The 13,020-nt window shown below is 66.0% G+C and carries 19 protein-coding genes; 2 read left to right on the top strand and 17 right to left on the bottom strand.

Translation table 11 applies throughout. The annotated features are described in order from the left end of the window. Nucleotides 1–46 precede the first annotated feature (46 nt). Together CA234_RS08510 and CA234_RS08505 are read right to left on the bottom strand one after the other, a co-directional pair. Nucleotides 47–625, bottom strand: a complete 579-nt coding sequence (locus CA234_RS08510; protein WP_126001383.1) for a hypothetical protein — start codon at nt 623–625, stop codon at nt 47–49. 189 nt (nt 626–814) lie between these two features. Further along, nucleotides 815–1,792 carry a DUF2493 domain-containing protein gene (locus CA234_RS08505; RefSeq protein ID WP_126001382.1) on the bottom strand — a complete coding sequence of 326 codons (978 nt, stop codon included), beginning with the start codon at nt 1,790–1,792 and terminating at the stop codon, nt 815–817. Between the two features lie 461 nt (nt 1,793–2,253). Here CA234_RS08505 and CA234_RS08500 point away from each other — a divergent pair, with 461 nt between their 5' ends. Together CA234_RS08500 and CA234_RS24295 are read left to right on the top strand one after the other, a co-directional pair. Continuing rightward, nucleotides 2,254–3,381 carry an SH3 domain-containing protein gene (locus CA234_RS08500; RefSeq protein ID WP_126001381.1) on the top strand — a complete coding sequence of 376 codons (1,128 nt, stop codon included), beginning with the start codon at nt 2,254–2,256 and terminating at the stop codon, nt 3,379–3,381. Nucleotides 3,382–3,491: 110 nt separating this feature from the next. After that, entirely contained in the window at nt 3,492–3,665 is a 174-nt protein-coding gene (locus CA234_RS24295) for a hypothetical protein (protein WP_164521751.1), read from the top strand. A 61-nt stretch (nt 3,666–3,726) separates the two neighbouring features. Here the strand turns inward: CA234_RS24295 and CA234_RS08495 are convergent, their stop codons facing one another. The 15 genes from CA234_RS08495 to CA234_RS24830 all read right to left on the bottom strand — a co-directional run bounded on the left by CA234_RS08495 (nt 3,727) and on the right by CA234_RS24830 (nt 12,946). Further along, nucleotides 3,727–4,047 carry a single-stranded DNA-binding protein gene (locus tag CA234_RS08495; protein ID WP_126001380.1) on the bottom strand — a complete coding sequence of 107 codons (321 nt, stop codon included), beginning with the start codon at nt 4,045–4,047 and terminating at the stop codon, nt 3,727–3,729. Between the two features lie 323 nt (nt 4,048–4,370). Further along, nucleotides 4,371–4,808: a hypothetical protein gene (locus CA234_RS08490; protein WP_126001379.1), complete on the bottom strand. Its 438-nt coding sequence runs from the start codon at nt 4,806–4,808 to the stop codon at nt 4,371–4,373. Between the two features lie 3 nt (nt 4,809–4,811). Beyond that, on the bottom strand, nt 4,812–5,072 hold the full coding sequence (locus CA234_RS24290) for a type II toxin-antitoxin system Phd/YefM family antitoxin (RefSeq protein ID WP_164521750.1): 261 nt from the start codon (nt 5,070–5,072) through the stop codon (nt 4,812–4,814). Between the two features lie 148 nt (nt 5,073–5,220). Next, entirely contained in the window at nt 5,221–5,739 is a 519-nt protein-coding gene (locus CA234_RS08480; protein WP_126001377.1) for a DUF736 domain-containing protein, read from the bottom strand. Continuing rightward, nucleotides 5,736–6,452 carry a hypothetical protein gene (locus tag CA234_RS08475; protein ID WP_126001376.1) on the bottom strand — a complete coding sequence of 239 codons (717 nt, stop codon included), beginning with the start codon at nt 6,450–6,452 and terminating at the stop codon, nt 5,736–5,738. Before CA234_RS08475 ends, CA234_RS08480 begins: the two co-directional genes overlap by 4 nt. After that, the gene (locus CA234_RS08470; RefSeq protein ID WP_126001375.1) at nt 6,442–6,930 is read right to left on the bottom strand and encodes a hypothetical protein; all 489 of its coding nucleotides are present in this window, start codon (nt 6,928–6,930) and stop codon (nt 6,442–6,444) included. Before CA234_RS08470 ends, CA234_RS08475 begins: the two co-directional genes overlap by 11 nt. Before the next feature lie 100 nt (nt 6,931–7,030). Further along, the gene (locus CA234_RS08465) at nt 7,031–7,360 is read right to left on the bottom strand and encodes a hypothetical protein (RefSeq protein ID WP_126001374.1); all 330 of its coding nucleotides are present in this window, start codon (nt 7,358–7,360) and stop codon (nt 7,031–7,033) included. 227 nt (nt 7,361–7,587) lie between these two features. Beyond that, nucleotides 7,588–7,938, bottom strand: coding sequence for a DUF3768 domain-containing protein (locus tag CA234_RS08455; protein WP_126001372.1), 351 nt, complete (start codon nt 7,936–7,938; stop codon nt 7,588–7,590). Further along, nucleotides 7,935–8,795 carry a hypothetical protein gene (locus CA234_RS08450; protein ID WP_126001371.1) on the bottom strand — a complete coding sequence of 287 codons (861 nt, stop codon included), beginning with the start codon at nt 8,793–8,795 and terminating at the stop codon, nt 7,935–7,937. The genes CA234_RS08455 and CA234_RS08450 overlap by 4 nt, the downstream gene beginning before the upstream one ends. 17 nt (nt 8,796–8,812) lie before the next feature. Continuing rightward, nucleotides 8,813–9,457, bottom strand: a complete 645-nt coding sequence (locus CA234_RS08445; RefSeq protein ID WP_126001370.1) for a hypothetical protein — start codon at nt 9,455–9,457, stop codon at nt 8,813–8,815. 85 nt (nt 9,458–9,542) lie between these two features. Beyond that, entirely contained in the window at nt 9,543–10,301 is a 759-nt protein-coding gene (locus CA234_RS08440; RefSeq protein WP_126001369.1) for a PRTRC system ThiF family protein, read from the bottom strand. After that, nucleotides 10,291–10,950, bottom strand: coding sequence for a PRTRC system protein A (locus CA234_RS08435; RefSeq protein ID WP_126001368.1), 660 nt, complete (start codon nt 10,948–10,950; stop codon nt 10,291–10,293). The genes CA234_RS08440 and CA234_RS08435 overlap by 11 nt, the downstream gene beginning before the upstream one ends. Beyond that, complete coding sequence (locus tag CA234_RS08430; protein WP_126001367.1) at nt 10,947–11,774, bottom strand: PRTRC system protein B; 828 nt, start codon at nt 11,772–11,774, stop codon at nt 10,947–10,949. Before CA234_RS08430 ends, CA234_RS08435 begins: the two co-directional genes overlap by 4 nt. A gap of 7 nt (nt 11,775–11,781) precedes the next feature. Further along, nucleotides 11,782–12,699 (bottom strand): hypothetical protein, encoded by a 918-nt coding sequence (locus CA234_RS08425; RefSeq protein ID WP_241213376.1) that lies wholly within the window; start codon nt 12,697–12,699, stop codon nt 11,782–11,784. Between the two features lie 22 nt (nt 12,700–12,721). Next, nucleotides 12,722–12,946: a hypothetical protein gene (locus tag CA234_RS24830; RefSeq protein ID WP_206431151.1), complete on the bottom strand. Its 225-nt coding sequence runs from the start codon at nt 12,944–12,946 to the stop codon at nt 12,722–12,724. Between the last annotated feature and the right edge of the window lie 74 nt (nt 12,947–13,020).

The raw sequence follows: 13,020 nt of genomic DNA, 5'->3' as shown, positions 1-13,020 counted from the left end.
CCGCCGGAGCGACGCGCCCTGCGCTGTGGAGTGGATTGGACGGAGGCTATGCCCATTCCAGCCGGGGCGCATCATCGGGATCGGCGGTGGTCAGAAGCCGATCAAGTCGATCGAGATACACGCTGGTGCCTTCCATCGCGGCGCGTCGGCGAACAGCCGGATGCGCGAGTCTCGCGCGAACCGCATCCACCGGGATTTCACCAACGCTGTCTGGTCGGAGACCGAGGCTTTCGAGCAGCGCAAAAGCGTTGCTCGATGCGAGGTCGAGTTCGTGGCCGAGGTCGGACGTAAGGGCAACGCGCATGGCGAGCACGCCGGCCTGGTTGACAGGACAGACGCTGATGCGGCGGCGGCGGAACTGGGCTTCCTCGACGACGGTGATGACCGCCTCATCATAGTCGAACAGCCTGGCGATCGTGGCCAGCGCCACCGGGCAGACCCGCGCTTCAAGATGGTTGGAGAGGAAGCCGCCTTCCTCCGGATCGGGGTCGGCGAGGACGATGCCGGAGCGTTCGCCCTCGTCGCGAAGGAGGGCGTGAAACGCGGCGAGCTGGCAGGTGCTGATGGCGGCGGTCGGGCCGTCGCGGTCGTCGGCGGCAGTGGCGATGCGGAACGTGACGGACATCTCGTCCTCCCCTGTTGATCCACTACCGCCCTCCCCCCTCCCCTTTGCCGCCACCGGCGGGGCCGCGTAGCAAGTGCGCACGCGCCCGGTCTCGCGGCGCGAAGGGGCTCGATGCCCCTGAGCGCCGGACGTCGACGCAGAGAAGAAAGAGAGGCCCCGGCTTGCGCCGGAGCCTCTCGGACAAGCGCCTCACGCGGCGCGCTGGCTGCGTTGCTGGGCGAGGCGGACGATGTGCAGCGGGACACCTGCCTGCCGCAGTTTCTGGGCGAGGTTCTGCTGAATGCCCGAGCCCTCGCAGATGACTGCCTCGACCGGCTTGAGGTTGAGGATGCGGTCGTTGCGGACGAACGCCGCCCGGTTGCCCTGGCTGCGATCGAGCCGGAACTGAATCACCTTCACGCCGCGCGATGCGGCCCATGCGTGCGCCACGGCATCGCACCCCTTGGCCTGCGCGGTCGTCGCGAGGATCATCTCGGGAATGCGCGCCTTGATGCTGTCGAGACCCTTCCAGAGCAGGTCGCCGTCTTCCCAGACCTGACCGCCGGAGAAGGCCACCACGGGTCCCTCGGGCGCGAACTGTTCGCGACGTTCCCGGGCGCGTGAGGCGAGATAGTCGCGGGCATCGATCATCGAGGCGTTAAGCGCGCTCGACACCCGGCTTCCCCGCACCGGCGAGAAGGGCTTACCGGTTTCGACACGGTAGACCTCGGCGGCATGGTCGCGCATGCACTCCATGGCTTCCCGGCACCCCTGCAGCGTCTGGCAGAGGAGCTGCGTATCCTCCAGTTCGGTCGCGTAGATCTCGGAGGGATCGTAGGCGCGGGCGAGTTCGCCGAGCTTCTTGGCCGCGTCATCCTCCCGGCCTTCGATCCGCTTCGCCACGACGTGGAAGCTGTTCGCGAAGCCCCAGGCGAGATCGGTCGCGAAGGCCTCCATGCGCGTGTCGCGCAGCACATCGAACATCGTCTGCATCATCATCTCGACGGCGGCCCGGACCTGCTCGGGATCGGGCATGTCCAGCGCTTCCGGCGCCTCGACAATGCTGAGCTTCGCCATCTCGCTATGCTCGATGAAAGCGCCTTCGTAGGTCTGGGTCAGGTCCTCGTGTTCGCGCGCGGCGGCGATGTGGCTGGCGAGGTCGGCGAAGTTGGTGAAACTGGTCTGCATGATAGCCTCCTTGGAATCTCATCCATTCGATGAGGCTTCTCATTCGACGTGCGGTGGTCGTGCCGGTCAGGGACGTTAATCGGGAAGCCGGCGCCAGCCGGACCCCGGTTAACGCCGCGAAGCGGGGAGCGGGGGAGCCGATTTTCTCGGGCCCGGAGCGAAGCGCAGGGATCGTGAAAATTGGGGGAACCGCTCATCCTTGACGGGCTCGGATCCCCGCACGTCACAACTAGGAATTCAGAGAGAGAGATTTTTGGTCACCCACCTCTCCCACGCACCCGCAAGGTGATCGTTACCCGTGTAAGGGCGGAGACCCGGCGGAGACGGGGCTCCGGGAGCCGCAGGCGAGTAGAGCGCCGGTCCCGCCCGCAGGGTGGGATGCGTCGAACCCCGGTGGCGGTGCAGATCGGTTCTTGAAATGTTGGTCGCTCCGGGCGTGTCGATCTGACAGAGTTGCCTTCATGAGGACCAACCCTTTTGGCTTGCCCGAGAGCGCCACCGACCGCTTCCTTCGCGAGGAACGGGAACGCGCCGCCCTGTACCGCAACGCGCTCGGCGGCAGCGCAGTCGCCGACGCGATCAGACAGGCGAAGACCGCCAGTGAGATGCTGCGCGGATTTGACTTCGACGCGCCCTATCGCGGGATACTCGACACGCTTGAGCAGGATCGCAAGCAACGCGAGAGCCTCAAGCACCTGACCAGCAATGCGTGGGCACTGTCGGTCACCGACACGGCGCGCCGAATCGCCCAACAGGACAGGTCATTGCTCGACCAGCAGCGGCATCTGGCCTCGTCGGTGCTCGATACGGTGCGTGCGTTCGAAACGAGCAAGTCGCTCGTTGCATCAGCGATCGCTGCGGCCAGTGCTGGCGAGACCTACAGGCGCGTGATCGCCGAGGCGCTACCGCGGTTCACGACCTTCAGCGCGATCGCCGAGCGGATGCTCGTGATCGATACGCTAACCCTGCGCGCCAGCAACGAGGAGCGGGAAACCGCGACCGCATTCGCAGCGCGCACCGTGATCGAGATGCAGCAGGTGGCTGCGGCGATCGTCACTGCGGAAACGGATGAAGAGACGGCCCGGCTGCAAGGCTCGTTGTTCGATCTCGTCCTGAGCTTCTTTCAGAGTCTTGGTCCCAACACGTTGCCGGAGTTGCAACGCATGGGCCTGGTCGGTTTCATCAGCTTCATTCTGACGATCTTGGGCGCCTATGCGCTGATACCGCAGCAGCAGACGATGAGCCCCGATGAGAAGGCAGCCTTCAGCTCGTTGAACGAGAAGATCGATCGGACGCAGGCAGAACATAACAGATACCACGAAGCCGCAGCCCAGTCCGAGGCGGCCCTCCTGGCGCAGCATCAGCGCGCCTATCTGACGCGGGCTGCGACATTGCGAGACGCGCCGTCGCGCAGTGGAGCCGTCGTGTGGAAGGCGCCGCAGGGTACCGAGATCGCGGTGGAAGAGAGCAAGGGCCGATGGCGCAAGATCCTGTTCCGAGACCCGCTCTCCGGCCAGCTTGCAAGGGCTTGGGTCTATGCGACCGCGGTGACGCCGCTCGCAGCTCCGCTCGCCGCAGATGGAGAATAGGATGGGTCTGCCTGTGGCGTGAACCATGCTATAGCGTGACGACGGGCAGCGGTGCGACATGAGTCCCGTGCCTGCCTGCAAGCACCAGCATCAACGACGCGGGGCGCGAGATGGACGAGGCATTGATCAAGGAAGCGGCCTTGGCACTAGCAGCGCGGCTCAAGAATCTGCTCGACGCGAGCATGGCGAACGAGATCATCTTGACGCGAGAAGAGGCGCTGCTGGCGCAGGGATTTGCGCAGAGCGTCGCGGACCTGCTCGTCGCTCCGCCGCGTCACGGCTGAAGTCTGCCGTCCCGGGTCCGCTCTGGTGACGAAGCGGCGCCGGAGCGCCGCCCGCCGAATGTCAGAAGAAGTCTATCTTGTCGGCCCAGATTTCGCATCCGTAGCGAGTGACACCGTCGCGGTCGTCCCAGCTCGAATAATGGAGACTCCCGGTGATCGCGACGGCGTCGCCTTTCTTGCGCGATGCACCAGACCGCGCGAGCCCGTTGAAGCAGGTCACCTTGTGGAACTCGGTGTCCTTGGCGGTGTAGCCGGTCGCCTCGTCGACATAGGTCTTGCCGTCCTTGAGCTTCAAGCGATCCGTCGCAACGATCAGGGTGGTGACGGTGCCGCGCGTCTCGGGGTCCTTGGCGACTCGGCCGGCGATGTTGACGTTGTTCATGGGACTGCTCCTCGTTGGGACCAGCGGCCTTTCCGCCGGTGACACCGAAGAGCGGCGTGCGGGAGCGCGCCACACCGGTGCGCGTAGCGCGCAGGGAAACCCCTGGAGGGAGCAGGCGCGGGCAGCCGCGAAGCGGCAACACGGGCGAGCGGACGGGGTTGTGGCGGGCGCCCGTCTCGCCGCAGGTGTCAGGAACCGGCGACGGAAAGCCGCTGGCCCATAGGATGAATGCGACCCGCGACGGCAATGCCCAGTCGATCGCGCGACCGTCCAGAACTGCGGCGCCCCGCTTACGGAGTCGCTGCGCCTTGGAGCGCAGCAGGTCAGGACGTGCGTTTCACCTGGGCGATTTTGCCGGCGTCATAGGCGGCAAGCCAGCGCGTGCGGATGGTCTCGTAAAGGCTCGCCGGGAGCATACCATAGGCGACGTCGCCCGCCGGATCGCCGGGCGTCGGTCGCAGGTCGGGGCCGGGCCATTGGAAATGATTGAGCTCGGTGAGGATCACCCATGATCGCTCGTCATCGAGTCCAAGGCGCGCCTTCGTCGCCGCCGGGATCTCCACCGCAAGTTTCGGGTCAGCCGGAGGTGTGTGCGTCACCGGAAGGACGGTGACCATTTTGGCGCCAGCCTTTGTGGTTGCTGCCAACAGAATTGCACAGGGGCGATCCTTGCTGCCCTCCTCGTGGCCGGCCTTGGCTTCGTGACTCCAGAGATAGGCGTAGCGGATGACGAGACCTGGAACCGGTTCAGGAATCGCCACGCGTCAGGACCCGACCTCGTTATCGAAGGCGGCGGCCTCGGCCGGCGCCCGCGCGGCGCGCACGCCCTCCGCGATGTCGTCCGGAACGTCATCGAGCGTGTAGACCTGACGATCACGGCTCTTGAGCCGCTGATACTCGGCATGCGACAGGAGCACGAGGCTCTCGTGTCCATGATGCGTAATCGTAAGCGGGCTTTCGAGGGCCTGGCGACTGAAGCGGCCGAAAGACTTCGAAACCTCAACGGAACTGGCGGTCTGTGGCACGATGATTCTCCTATCCGGAATGTACGGAGTTTCCGGATAGATCGCAAGATCGGCCGGTAGGCGAGAACAAGAATAGGGCCCGCTTCGCCGGGGGAGCGAAGCGAGCCCTGTCAGACACCGCACGCCTGGTGGACGCGCGGTGGGAAGATCAGTCGGCCATCTCGGGCTGACGGCGACGACGGCCACCAGATGCGGGCTCGCCGGCGGACGCGTGCGCGCCGCCGAACGCGCCATCGGCCGAGGACTCGCCCAGCCCGTCGGCGCCCGCCGGCGCCACAGGCTCGCCCGTACCCGGCAGCGGCGGCAGGCCGTCGTCAGCCGCCACCGTGTCGGTGGGCGCATCGCGACGGCGCGTCGGGCGCGACCAGACGATGTTGTACGAGCCGTCCTCCTGGCGGAAGGCCGAGATGTAGAGCGGCTTGTCGAGGCTCGGATCCTCGATCTTGCCGTTGAGGAAGGTTTCTCCGGTCGAGTTGGACGAGAGCTCGAACAGCGCGCCGACCTGCACCCACTGGCGAGCGGCCGAGAGTGCGAGGATCTCGAACTTGGGCGCGCGCGGATTGGCAGAGTGAACGGTGCGCAGCGCGATCACGATCGCAACCGTCAGCGTCGAGATCTTGCCGGTGTAGGTGCCGCTGTTGTTCTGGGTGATGGTGCCGATGTTCACGGGTCGTCTCCTTGAGAAAGTTCGCTCGAACCCCTTGTCCGAACACCTTTTCTCACCCGCTCCTCTCCTCGGCCATTCGGCCGAGTAAGGCGCGCCAGCGCCGCTCCGACGAGCGCCACTTCGGCGCCGTCGGGTCGATCTTCTTCGTCCTTCGGAAGCGTGGGCGGATCAACTCTCGCTGGGTGCCGCTTCGGCGGGCTGTGCCTTGCGGCGTCCGGTCTGCTTGGGCGCTGCGGGTGCGGCGTCTGCGCCTGCCTTGCGACCGCGGCGTGGCTTATGGCGACATAGCCGCCGCCGAACTCGCCGGCGCGCAGCCTGTCGCAATCCGATGCCCATTCGAAGCCGAATGGCAAAGCGGACTGGGCGCAGCGCTGGATCAGCTTGGCGGCGGTTTCGACGCCGAACTGTTCGCCTGAGAAGAACAAGGCGACCCGGCCGTCTGCGTCGGCTTCCCCGAAGTCGATCTCGAAATCGAGAATCGGGAAATTCTCGTCCGGGAAAAGGTCTAGAAGCCCGTCGAACGGGCTCTCCGCCGTGCGCGGGAAGAGCGCGGCGAAGTCTTCGCCCATGCCATGAAAATGCGCTTTAAGCGCCTCGAGGCCGATTTCTACATCGCCGACTAACTCGATCGCGCCGATAACGCGACGCAGCAGATCGGCTTCGGGGCTGGTGACGACGATGCCGAACGCGGCTTTGGTGTAGCTATTGGACATTGCCGGCTCCATGGATGGCCGGGATGTCGGCGGCGGAAGTGCTGACCATCAGCGGGGGCACGGCGAACTCGGCACCGTCGAAAAAGGCGATGACGGCCGCGAGCGAGCCAAGCGATTCGACCCTGCTGCGGCTGACGACGACTTCGTCGTTTTCGGTGACCGTATAGGAGGCCGCGTTGCCGTCGCCTGTCGCAACGACTCGCTCCGGCCCCCACTGACCGGAATAGCCGCCGCACCACCGCACGAAGGGGACGCGCCGCGAAAGGCACCAGCTTTCCAGTTCGTCGAAGCTGCCGCCTGCCACTTCGTGAGCGAAAAGACGAAGCGGCTCACCGGCGACATGGTGGTGCGGTTCGAACGGCTCACCGTCCCATTCGGTGGCGAGGCCTTCGCTGGCGATGATCTCGATCAACTCGGCATAGGCGCCCGCGCTGAGCACACCCCCTATGCTGATCGAAGCGGATACGCGGTCGGCCATTGAAAACTCTTCAAAATTGCGCAGCCGAGCGTGCTGCCGCGAAGGCGGCTGCGACGGGTTGCTGCTGCTATTGGGAAACCTGCCTGGGCAGGTGGTTCAGCTAGTGAATCGATCCGAACAGGCGGCGCTTGGATGTGGCCTGGTGAAGTCCGTCCTTGATGCCGTTCGTTGCGCGCATCTCGGCGGTAAGCTGCTCGGCAAGTCCGGCGGGCACGATCGCATGCGGCGCGACGATGGCAATCGCGGCCTCGGCGGTGAGCAGTTCCCCTGGCTCCATGCCGGTCCAGATCAGGGGCTCGCCCTCGGCGGGCTCGTCTTCCGTGGTAAAGAAGACCTGCGCAAAGAATGTCTGGAGCGGGCGATCCCAGCCAATCACGGCCCGCACCACGTCGATGCTGTCCGGCTTCGGCTCAAGATCATGACGGCTCATGCGTTGCTCCTTTGAAGCCGGTGCTGAACGTGGCGTGCTGCACCCTCGGCGCTGCTGATCGCCTTTCCCACCGCCGACGCGGCCTGACGGGCGCCAGCCTGACGGAGCAGACTACGGGCTTCGCGCATTCGCTCAACCGCAATCGCGATGGCCTGGCAGTGCTCGGGCGTGGCCGGGGTGATCCGACGCATAAAACCTCCGATTTGGATGCAGGGGCGTGCTAAGGGCTAGTCGTCTTCCGGCAGCATGATCGTCATGACCCGCGTCGTGACGTCCGGGTCGGCCGGGTTCTCGGAGCCCCACTCGATCGAGCCATCATAATAGTCGATTGCGAAGCGGATCTGCCGGCCTTGGAACGTGACCTCACCGCGGCGGCGCTCGACGCGCTCGTCGGGCGCGAAGTCGCAGCGATCGATCGCCATCAGCAAATCGCCGTAGCTGCGAACGGTCTCGTGGCGGTCGTCGCCATCGGCAAGCGCCGCCGCGCACGCTGCGGTGATAACGATGCGCGCCCTTGGATCGAGACCTTGGCGGACACGGTCGTTGAGAACGGCAATGCGAGAAATCTGGTCGGTCATGCTGTCTCCATAGGGCTGGCGCGATTTGTCCGGCACACGCCGATGCTCTCGGCCTCGGCGGCAAAGAGCGGCAGCGTCGGATGCTGGACCGGAAGCGCTTTGGGATAGGGCAGCCGGGGGAGTACGCGGCCGCGGCGGCGGGCCTCGCGGGTAAGCTCGAAGCAATAGGCGAACAGCCCGGCTTGTTGGTGGGCAACGAGGTGCCGCTCGCGTTGTAACCGCCAGAGCCAGTGGCGCGGCTCTTCGCCGATGGCCGGCCTCGGGACCCCGAGGGCAACGAGCTGGTCGATCGCGCCAGCATGGCCTTGCTCGCCGAGACGGATTTTCGAGAGCGTCCTACCTGAAACCGTGATGTCGCCGACCCGCAGGACTGAACGCGGCCTCGTGATCGCCCGGTGCGCGGCCGAGAGCGCACAATAGATGCGGCCGATGTGACCCGCGCCGGGATCGCTGTAAGATACGACGGCCTCGATCACTGGGCGTTCCCGGCGGAGGTGCCGCAAGGCGCGCGCCAGGAAATAGCTTTCACCGTTCTGGGGCACCGCATCGGTGAGAATGAAGCGGGCCAGGACGCAGCCGCGCGCAGGGTCGTCGAACCCGGTATGACGCGAGATAACGGCCCCCGTGGTCGGGACTGCGAACACCGCCACGCCTTCGAGGACGCCAGCGGCACCGAACAGTCCAACAGCGACTTGAGCTGCCGGATAGGACCGGAGGTAGTGATGGCGCGCGATGAACGCGCGTGCCTCGCCATGCTCGATGACATCCACATGGTAGGCGCTTGGATCGATGAGCTCGAGATCGCGCGCCCATAACGAGCGCCGCTCCCGCCATCGCTGGCTGCGGTCTGTCTGCATGATATTGGCCCGCAGCGTCAGGCGAAGAGTCGCACCGCCTGCGCGACCGGAAGCGAAAGCTGCAGGTCACGCCGAAGCTGCGCTGCGAAGCGATCGGGCGAAAGCAGCAAGGTGATCGACGCGAAATGGTTGCGCTGGCCACAATAATCCGTGCGGCCGCTCACGCGCCGGTAGAGCACCTCCCGATCCTGGCCGAGCCCGCCCAGTGAGAGCTGGACATAGACTTGGTCACCGTGAAGCGTGATCTCGCCGGAGACCGCAGGGCCGCCCTTGTTGGAGCGGACGGAGTAGCTCTCGGCTTCGAGGCCCAGGGCCTCGGCGAGCCGGCGCATCGCGGTTCGCCCTTCGGCATGGAAGGTGCGCTTCGCGGCCTCGTCATAGGCGACGCCGCGATAGGCGAGCGTGCGCAGCACAGGATGTCGGCGGATCTCGGCGATCTGGTCCATGCAGGTGCGGCGCAGAACCATGCTGTCCGGGCGGCGCTCGGTCACCGATACGAGATGCCTCACGAGCAGTATGACGGCAGCGTCGCACTCGGCGTCCTTCCCGGCATTGCGGCAATCGGTGATCGCGGCGTGGATGGCGTGCAAGCCCGTGCCGATGGTGGTCAGGGCGCTGGGGTCGAGCGCCTGCTGGTGGCGCATCGCGACATCGTAGGTCATTGACGGGGTACTCCGGTCTCAAGCGCAAATCCGCTCGACCAGCCCCTTCCCCTCTCTTCTCCTTCACGCCGCTAGGCGTCGACGATCAGGCAGCCGCCGGCAGAGGTATCGGTGCGCAGCGTCCGCTGCCGAGGTTGATGAAAGCACCCGCGTGACCGATTGATCCGCGACCGAGCAGGTCGAACAGGAGTGACAGCGCGTGGCTTGCCACGATGCGGTTCACGAAGAGCGATTGTCGCTCCAGGGCCTCGGCGACCGAGCAGGATGGCGCGTCGTCGTCCGGCAGGCTCTCGTCGGCGAGTTCCGGGAAATATTCGAGGACGGTGGGCAAGCGGCGCTCGTGCCGCTGATTGGCAGCGGCGGGGCAGCCGATGATGAATTGGCCATCGCCTGCGCGGTTGCCGAGGTCCAACCAATAGAATGGTACCTTGGACCCTCGACCGAACGCGGCGCCGAGGGCGCGGCGAGCTGAGGCGGTATCGACGCAGCTGATCAGAATGTCTGCCCCCGATACATCGATCGCCTCGGGCGCCCGGCCGTGAACAGCTCGCCACGCAAGACCGTGCGCAAGGTTGATCCGCTCCGTCAGCGTATGGGCTTTGGAGTTGCCGAGATCGCAGCGGTAGAAGGGCTGACGGCCGAGGTTGGCCTCGGTTACGACGTCATCGTCGACCACGATCACATGCAGCGATCGCGACGAAATTGCGCGCAACGCCGTGTCGAGCGAGGCGAGGCCCATCAGCATCTGGGCGCCGTTTCCCCCGCACCCGATCAGAACGACATTGCTTACGCGGTGGTGGAGCCCTTCCGGCAGGAAGTGGCGATCACGGGTCTCAGACGGCATGGCCGGATCCTTCGAAGGGGCTGCGCGGAAGCGGAAGGAACATCCCGCCGGCGCAAAGCCGCGTGGCAAACTCGGGCTCGCCGGGCCCACCGAGCCGGCCGATGACGAGCGCGATCTTGGTGGTGTGAGCGTCATCGGTATCGTCCGTGGCGCTGAAGAAGGCCCGGCCATGGCCGTGGCTGTGGATGTCGCAGACGATGTGGCGGTTCCCGGGCAGGACAGGTGTCCGATAGACCAGGCGCGACGGCGTCGCCTCGTCGATCTGCGGGAAATCGAGAAGGAAGCGCCGATCGTCCTCGTCCCACACGATGAAGGCCGCCGCCTCGTTGGGCAGCGCCGCGCCGAAATGATCGATGATCTGGGCCAGGAACGCCCGTGGTATCAGGCCGCATCGAAGGTTGGCGCGAGGCTCGCCCACGCTACCATAGGGCAGGTAGGCGGCAATCGGCGGCGTGACAGGCACATCCAGCTCGAGCCAAGGGCGCCTGATAATCAGGAAGACGCCGTCTCGGCCGATCGCGAGGCAATGGCCCGCGCGCGAAGCCTGCACCGCGTCCAGGCCGGGTGAGCTGCCGCTCGGCGGCGCAGGGAAGCATGGGACGGCCGCTAGCAGGGCAGCCGCCGTGGGGTCATCGGCGAGCGCCGTCATCGTCTCGTCCTTTCGATGAGTTGGCCAAGCGTCAGCGGCTCGATCGCCTTGCGGGACGGTGCCGCAACTGACCGACGTTTGACGGCGAAAGCCTTGAGACGCCTGACCGGGAAGCGGGCGGCGCGCCGCGCCGCAAGGTCGTCCCAAAGGGAGATGAGCCCACCCTTCCCCGAGACCGTCTGGTCCTGCCCGTGATTGGGATGGGTCGACCAGGACTCGAACAATGCCCGTTCGAACTCCGGGATGGCGGAGACGGACAGCGTTCCGGGCTTCGGAATATTCCCCCAGCATAGCGTGCCGTCGGCGTAGACATTGAGGATCGGCGAATGGAAGACGATGGAGTCGGCAGTCGGCCGCTCATCCTCTCGAAGCGCGTAGACTCCCAGCGCTCGTCTCGTGGCCACGAGGAGGTGGGCCGGGTAAGGGACCGAAGCCACCGCTTTCGTGGAAAGGGCCTTCAGGCCGGGGGGTGGCGCGCTCAGATTGAAGTAGGCCGGCCGAACCTTCGCCGGGATCCACCACGCGAGGAGATCCTGGTGCGCAACGAGCACGTTATTCGGAAGTAGCTCGGGCGCGGCGGCGCGACCCAGTGCCTCGGACCATTGGCGCAGATGCGCCCGCGTCAGGGGCGTGCCGGCGGCGATCCTCGGCCCGGCGTCGTCATCATGCTCGATGTGATGAAGGCTGGCGAACGCCCGCCCATCCTGGCCGGGAGCGCTGTAGCGCGTGCCGCTTCTCGCGGCCTCGGTTCGATAAAGCAGGATGGCGTTGGTCAGCACCAGCCCGCCGGCGGTGGCTTCGAATTGGGTCGAATGCTTTGACATGGCTGCCTCAAAGGGTGTCGGGATCGAGCTGGATCAGCTCTTGGGCGGCGAGCAGAAACCGGGCGCCCGCCTCGAGCGATGCGAACCAATCGGTGACGCGAGTGGCGTCCGGCAGCGGGCAGAGGCCGGCGATGTCCATGAAGCCGTATTCCATGCCGTGGCGGGCGACATCGTCGACCTCGCGCGCGAACTGCTCGACGGGCACGAGCGTCAGGGGAGGCAATGACGAGCACTGCTCCAGGTCCGGCAAATATTCGTGGATGGTCGCGCCGTCGAAATGCCAGGCGTTTCGCTCATCCGGCAGGGCCCGAAGCGCCCGGTGGCTGCAACGCAGATTGCGAAGCGCGGTGCGCAGGCCGTTGGGCAGCGACCGTGGTGGTGCGGCGTTTGCCGCGATCATCCACTCCGGCCGTCGGCCGTTCATGTCCGAGGGCAGGATGGTGTCTTCGAGATCGTCCGGGTCGGCGCCGTGATAGGCGACGAGCGCATTGCGTGCGCTCTCGTCGTCGGTTTCGCCGTCCCAATAATACATCGAGATTTCGTCGAAGAGATCATCGTAGCCGAAGATCGGAAGCGCTGAGCCCATAGTCCGGGCGAGCGCGGTGTAGGCAGCGGCGCGCCAGCCGATCTGGGCGTCGCTGGTCTCGATCCAGCCGAGGTCGAGCTGCCCCATACTGTCGCAGACGATGGCGATGGCCGGCGCGTCCATGTCCTCGCTGTTGAGGACGGCGACGCGCAGTTCGGCCAGTTCGAGCGGCCTGAGAATATCCAGAACCGCCTTATCGAAAACGCGCTCGATGCGGCGCCGGGCCTCAGCGCGCGTGCAACGCCGTGCCGTCTGGTCGCGCGATGCAACCCAACCGCCAATCAGCTTGTGATGACGTGCAAGCGGCTGATCGAAGCTGACCGGGATCTCCCGGGACAAGACGACCGACCGCCCGGCCAGGTCAGCCGAGCGGGGGCAGTCGCAAGCCGTTGGGAGACTGGAGGGGCTCGGCCGGTTCGCCGTGTTGCGATGCCGGGTCGATGAGGATCTTGAGGTGGAGGGCCTGGGCCTGCGGGTCGCAGGGTGGTCCGGGAGAGCGGGTAGCGTCGCCATCGTCGAACTCGATCCATTCGAGGAGTGTCTTGCGGGGTGCGGCGGGAAGGACCGCGTCGGCCTTGCGCGCCACGGCTATCCCTTGGTGCCGACCGCGCGGCGGTACTCGGTGACATGGGTACCCGCGGTGACGCCGGCGTCGACCAG

The sequence above is a fragment of the Sphingomonas sp. ABOLE genome (assembly GCF_003950455.1).
Taxonomy (GTDB): domain Bacteria; phylum Pseudomonadota; class Alphaproteobacteria; order Sphingomonadales; family Sphingomonadaceae; genus Sphingomonas; species Sphingomonas trueperi.
The sequence above is the reverse complement of the archived record's forward strand: the minus strand, read 5'-3'. Positions and strand labels throughout refer to the sequence as shown.

What these genes read in the sequence shown, in the direction of transcription:
- CA234_RS08510 (WP_126001383.1), bottom strand. Translation starts at nt 625, where the DNA reads ATGTCCGTCACGTTCCGCATCGCCACTGCCGCCGACGACCGCGACGGC.
- CA234_RS08505 (WP_126001382.1), bottom strand. Translation starts at nt 1,792, where the DNA reads ATGCAGACCAGTTTCACCAACTTCGCCGACCTCGCCAGCCACATCGCC.
- CA234_RS08500 (WP_126001381.1), top strand. Translation starts at nt 2,254, where the DNA reads ATGAGGACCAACCCTTTTGGCTTGCCCGAGAGCGCCACCGACCGCTTC.
- CA234_RS24295 (WP_164521751.1), top strand. Translation starts at nt 3,492, where the DNA reads ATGGACGAGGCATTGATCAAGGAAGCGGCCTTGGCACTAGCAGCGCGG.
- CA234_RS08495 (WP_126001380.1), bottom strand. Translation starts at nt 4,047, where the DNA reads ATGAACAACGTCAACATCGCCGGCCGAGTCGCCAAGGACCCCGAGACG.
- CA234_RS08475 (WP_126001376.1), bottom strand. Translation starts at nt 6,452, where the DNA reads ATGTCCAATAGCTACACCAAAGCCGCGTTCGGCATCGTCGTCACCAGC.
- CA234_RS08470 (WP_126001375.1), bottom strand. Translation starts at nt 6,930, where the DNA reads ATGGCCGACCGCGTATCCGCTTCGATCAGCATAGGGGGTGTGCTCAGC.
- CA234_RS08465 (WP_126001374.1), bottom strand. Translation starts at nt 7,360, where the DNA reads ATGAGCCGTCATGATCTTGAGCCGAAGCCGGACAGCATCGACGTGGTG.
- CA234_RS08455 (WP_126001372.1), bottom strand. Translation starts at nt 7,938, where the DNA reads ATGACCGACCAGATTTCTCGCATTGCCGTTCTCAACGACCGTGTCCGC.
- CA234_RS08450 (WP_126001371.1), bottom strand. Translation starts at nt 8,795, where the DNA reads ATGCAGACAGACCGCAGCCAGCGATGGCGGGAGCGGCGCTCGTTATGG.
- CA234_RS08445 (WP_126001370.1), bottom strand. Translation starts at nt 9,457, where the DNA reads ATGACCTACGATGTCGCGATGCGCCACCAGCAGGCGCTCGACCCCAGC.
- CA234_RS08440 (WP_126001369.1), bottom strand. Translation starts at nt 10,301, where the DNA reads ATGCCGTCTGAGACCCGTGATCGCCACTTCCTGCCGGAAGGGCTCCAC.
- CA234_RS08435 (WP_126001368.1), bottom strand. Translation starts at nt 10,950, where the DNA reads ATGACGGCGCTCGCCGATGACCCCACGGCGGCTGCCCTGCTAGCGGCC.
- CA234_RS08430 (WP_126001367.1), bottom strand. Translation starts at nt 11,774, where the DNA reads ATGTCAAAGCATTCGACCCAATTCGAAGCCACCGCCGGCGGGCTGGTG.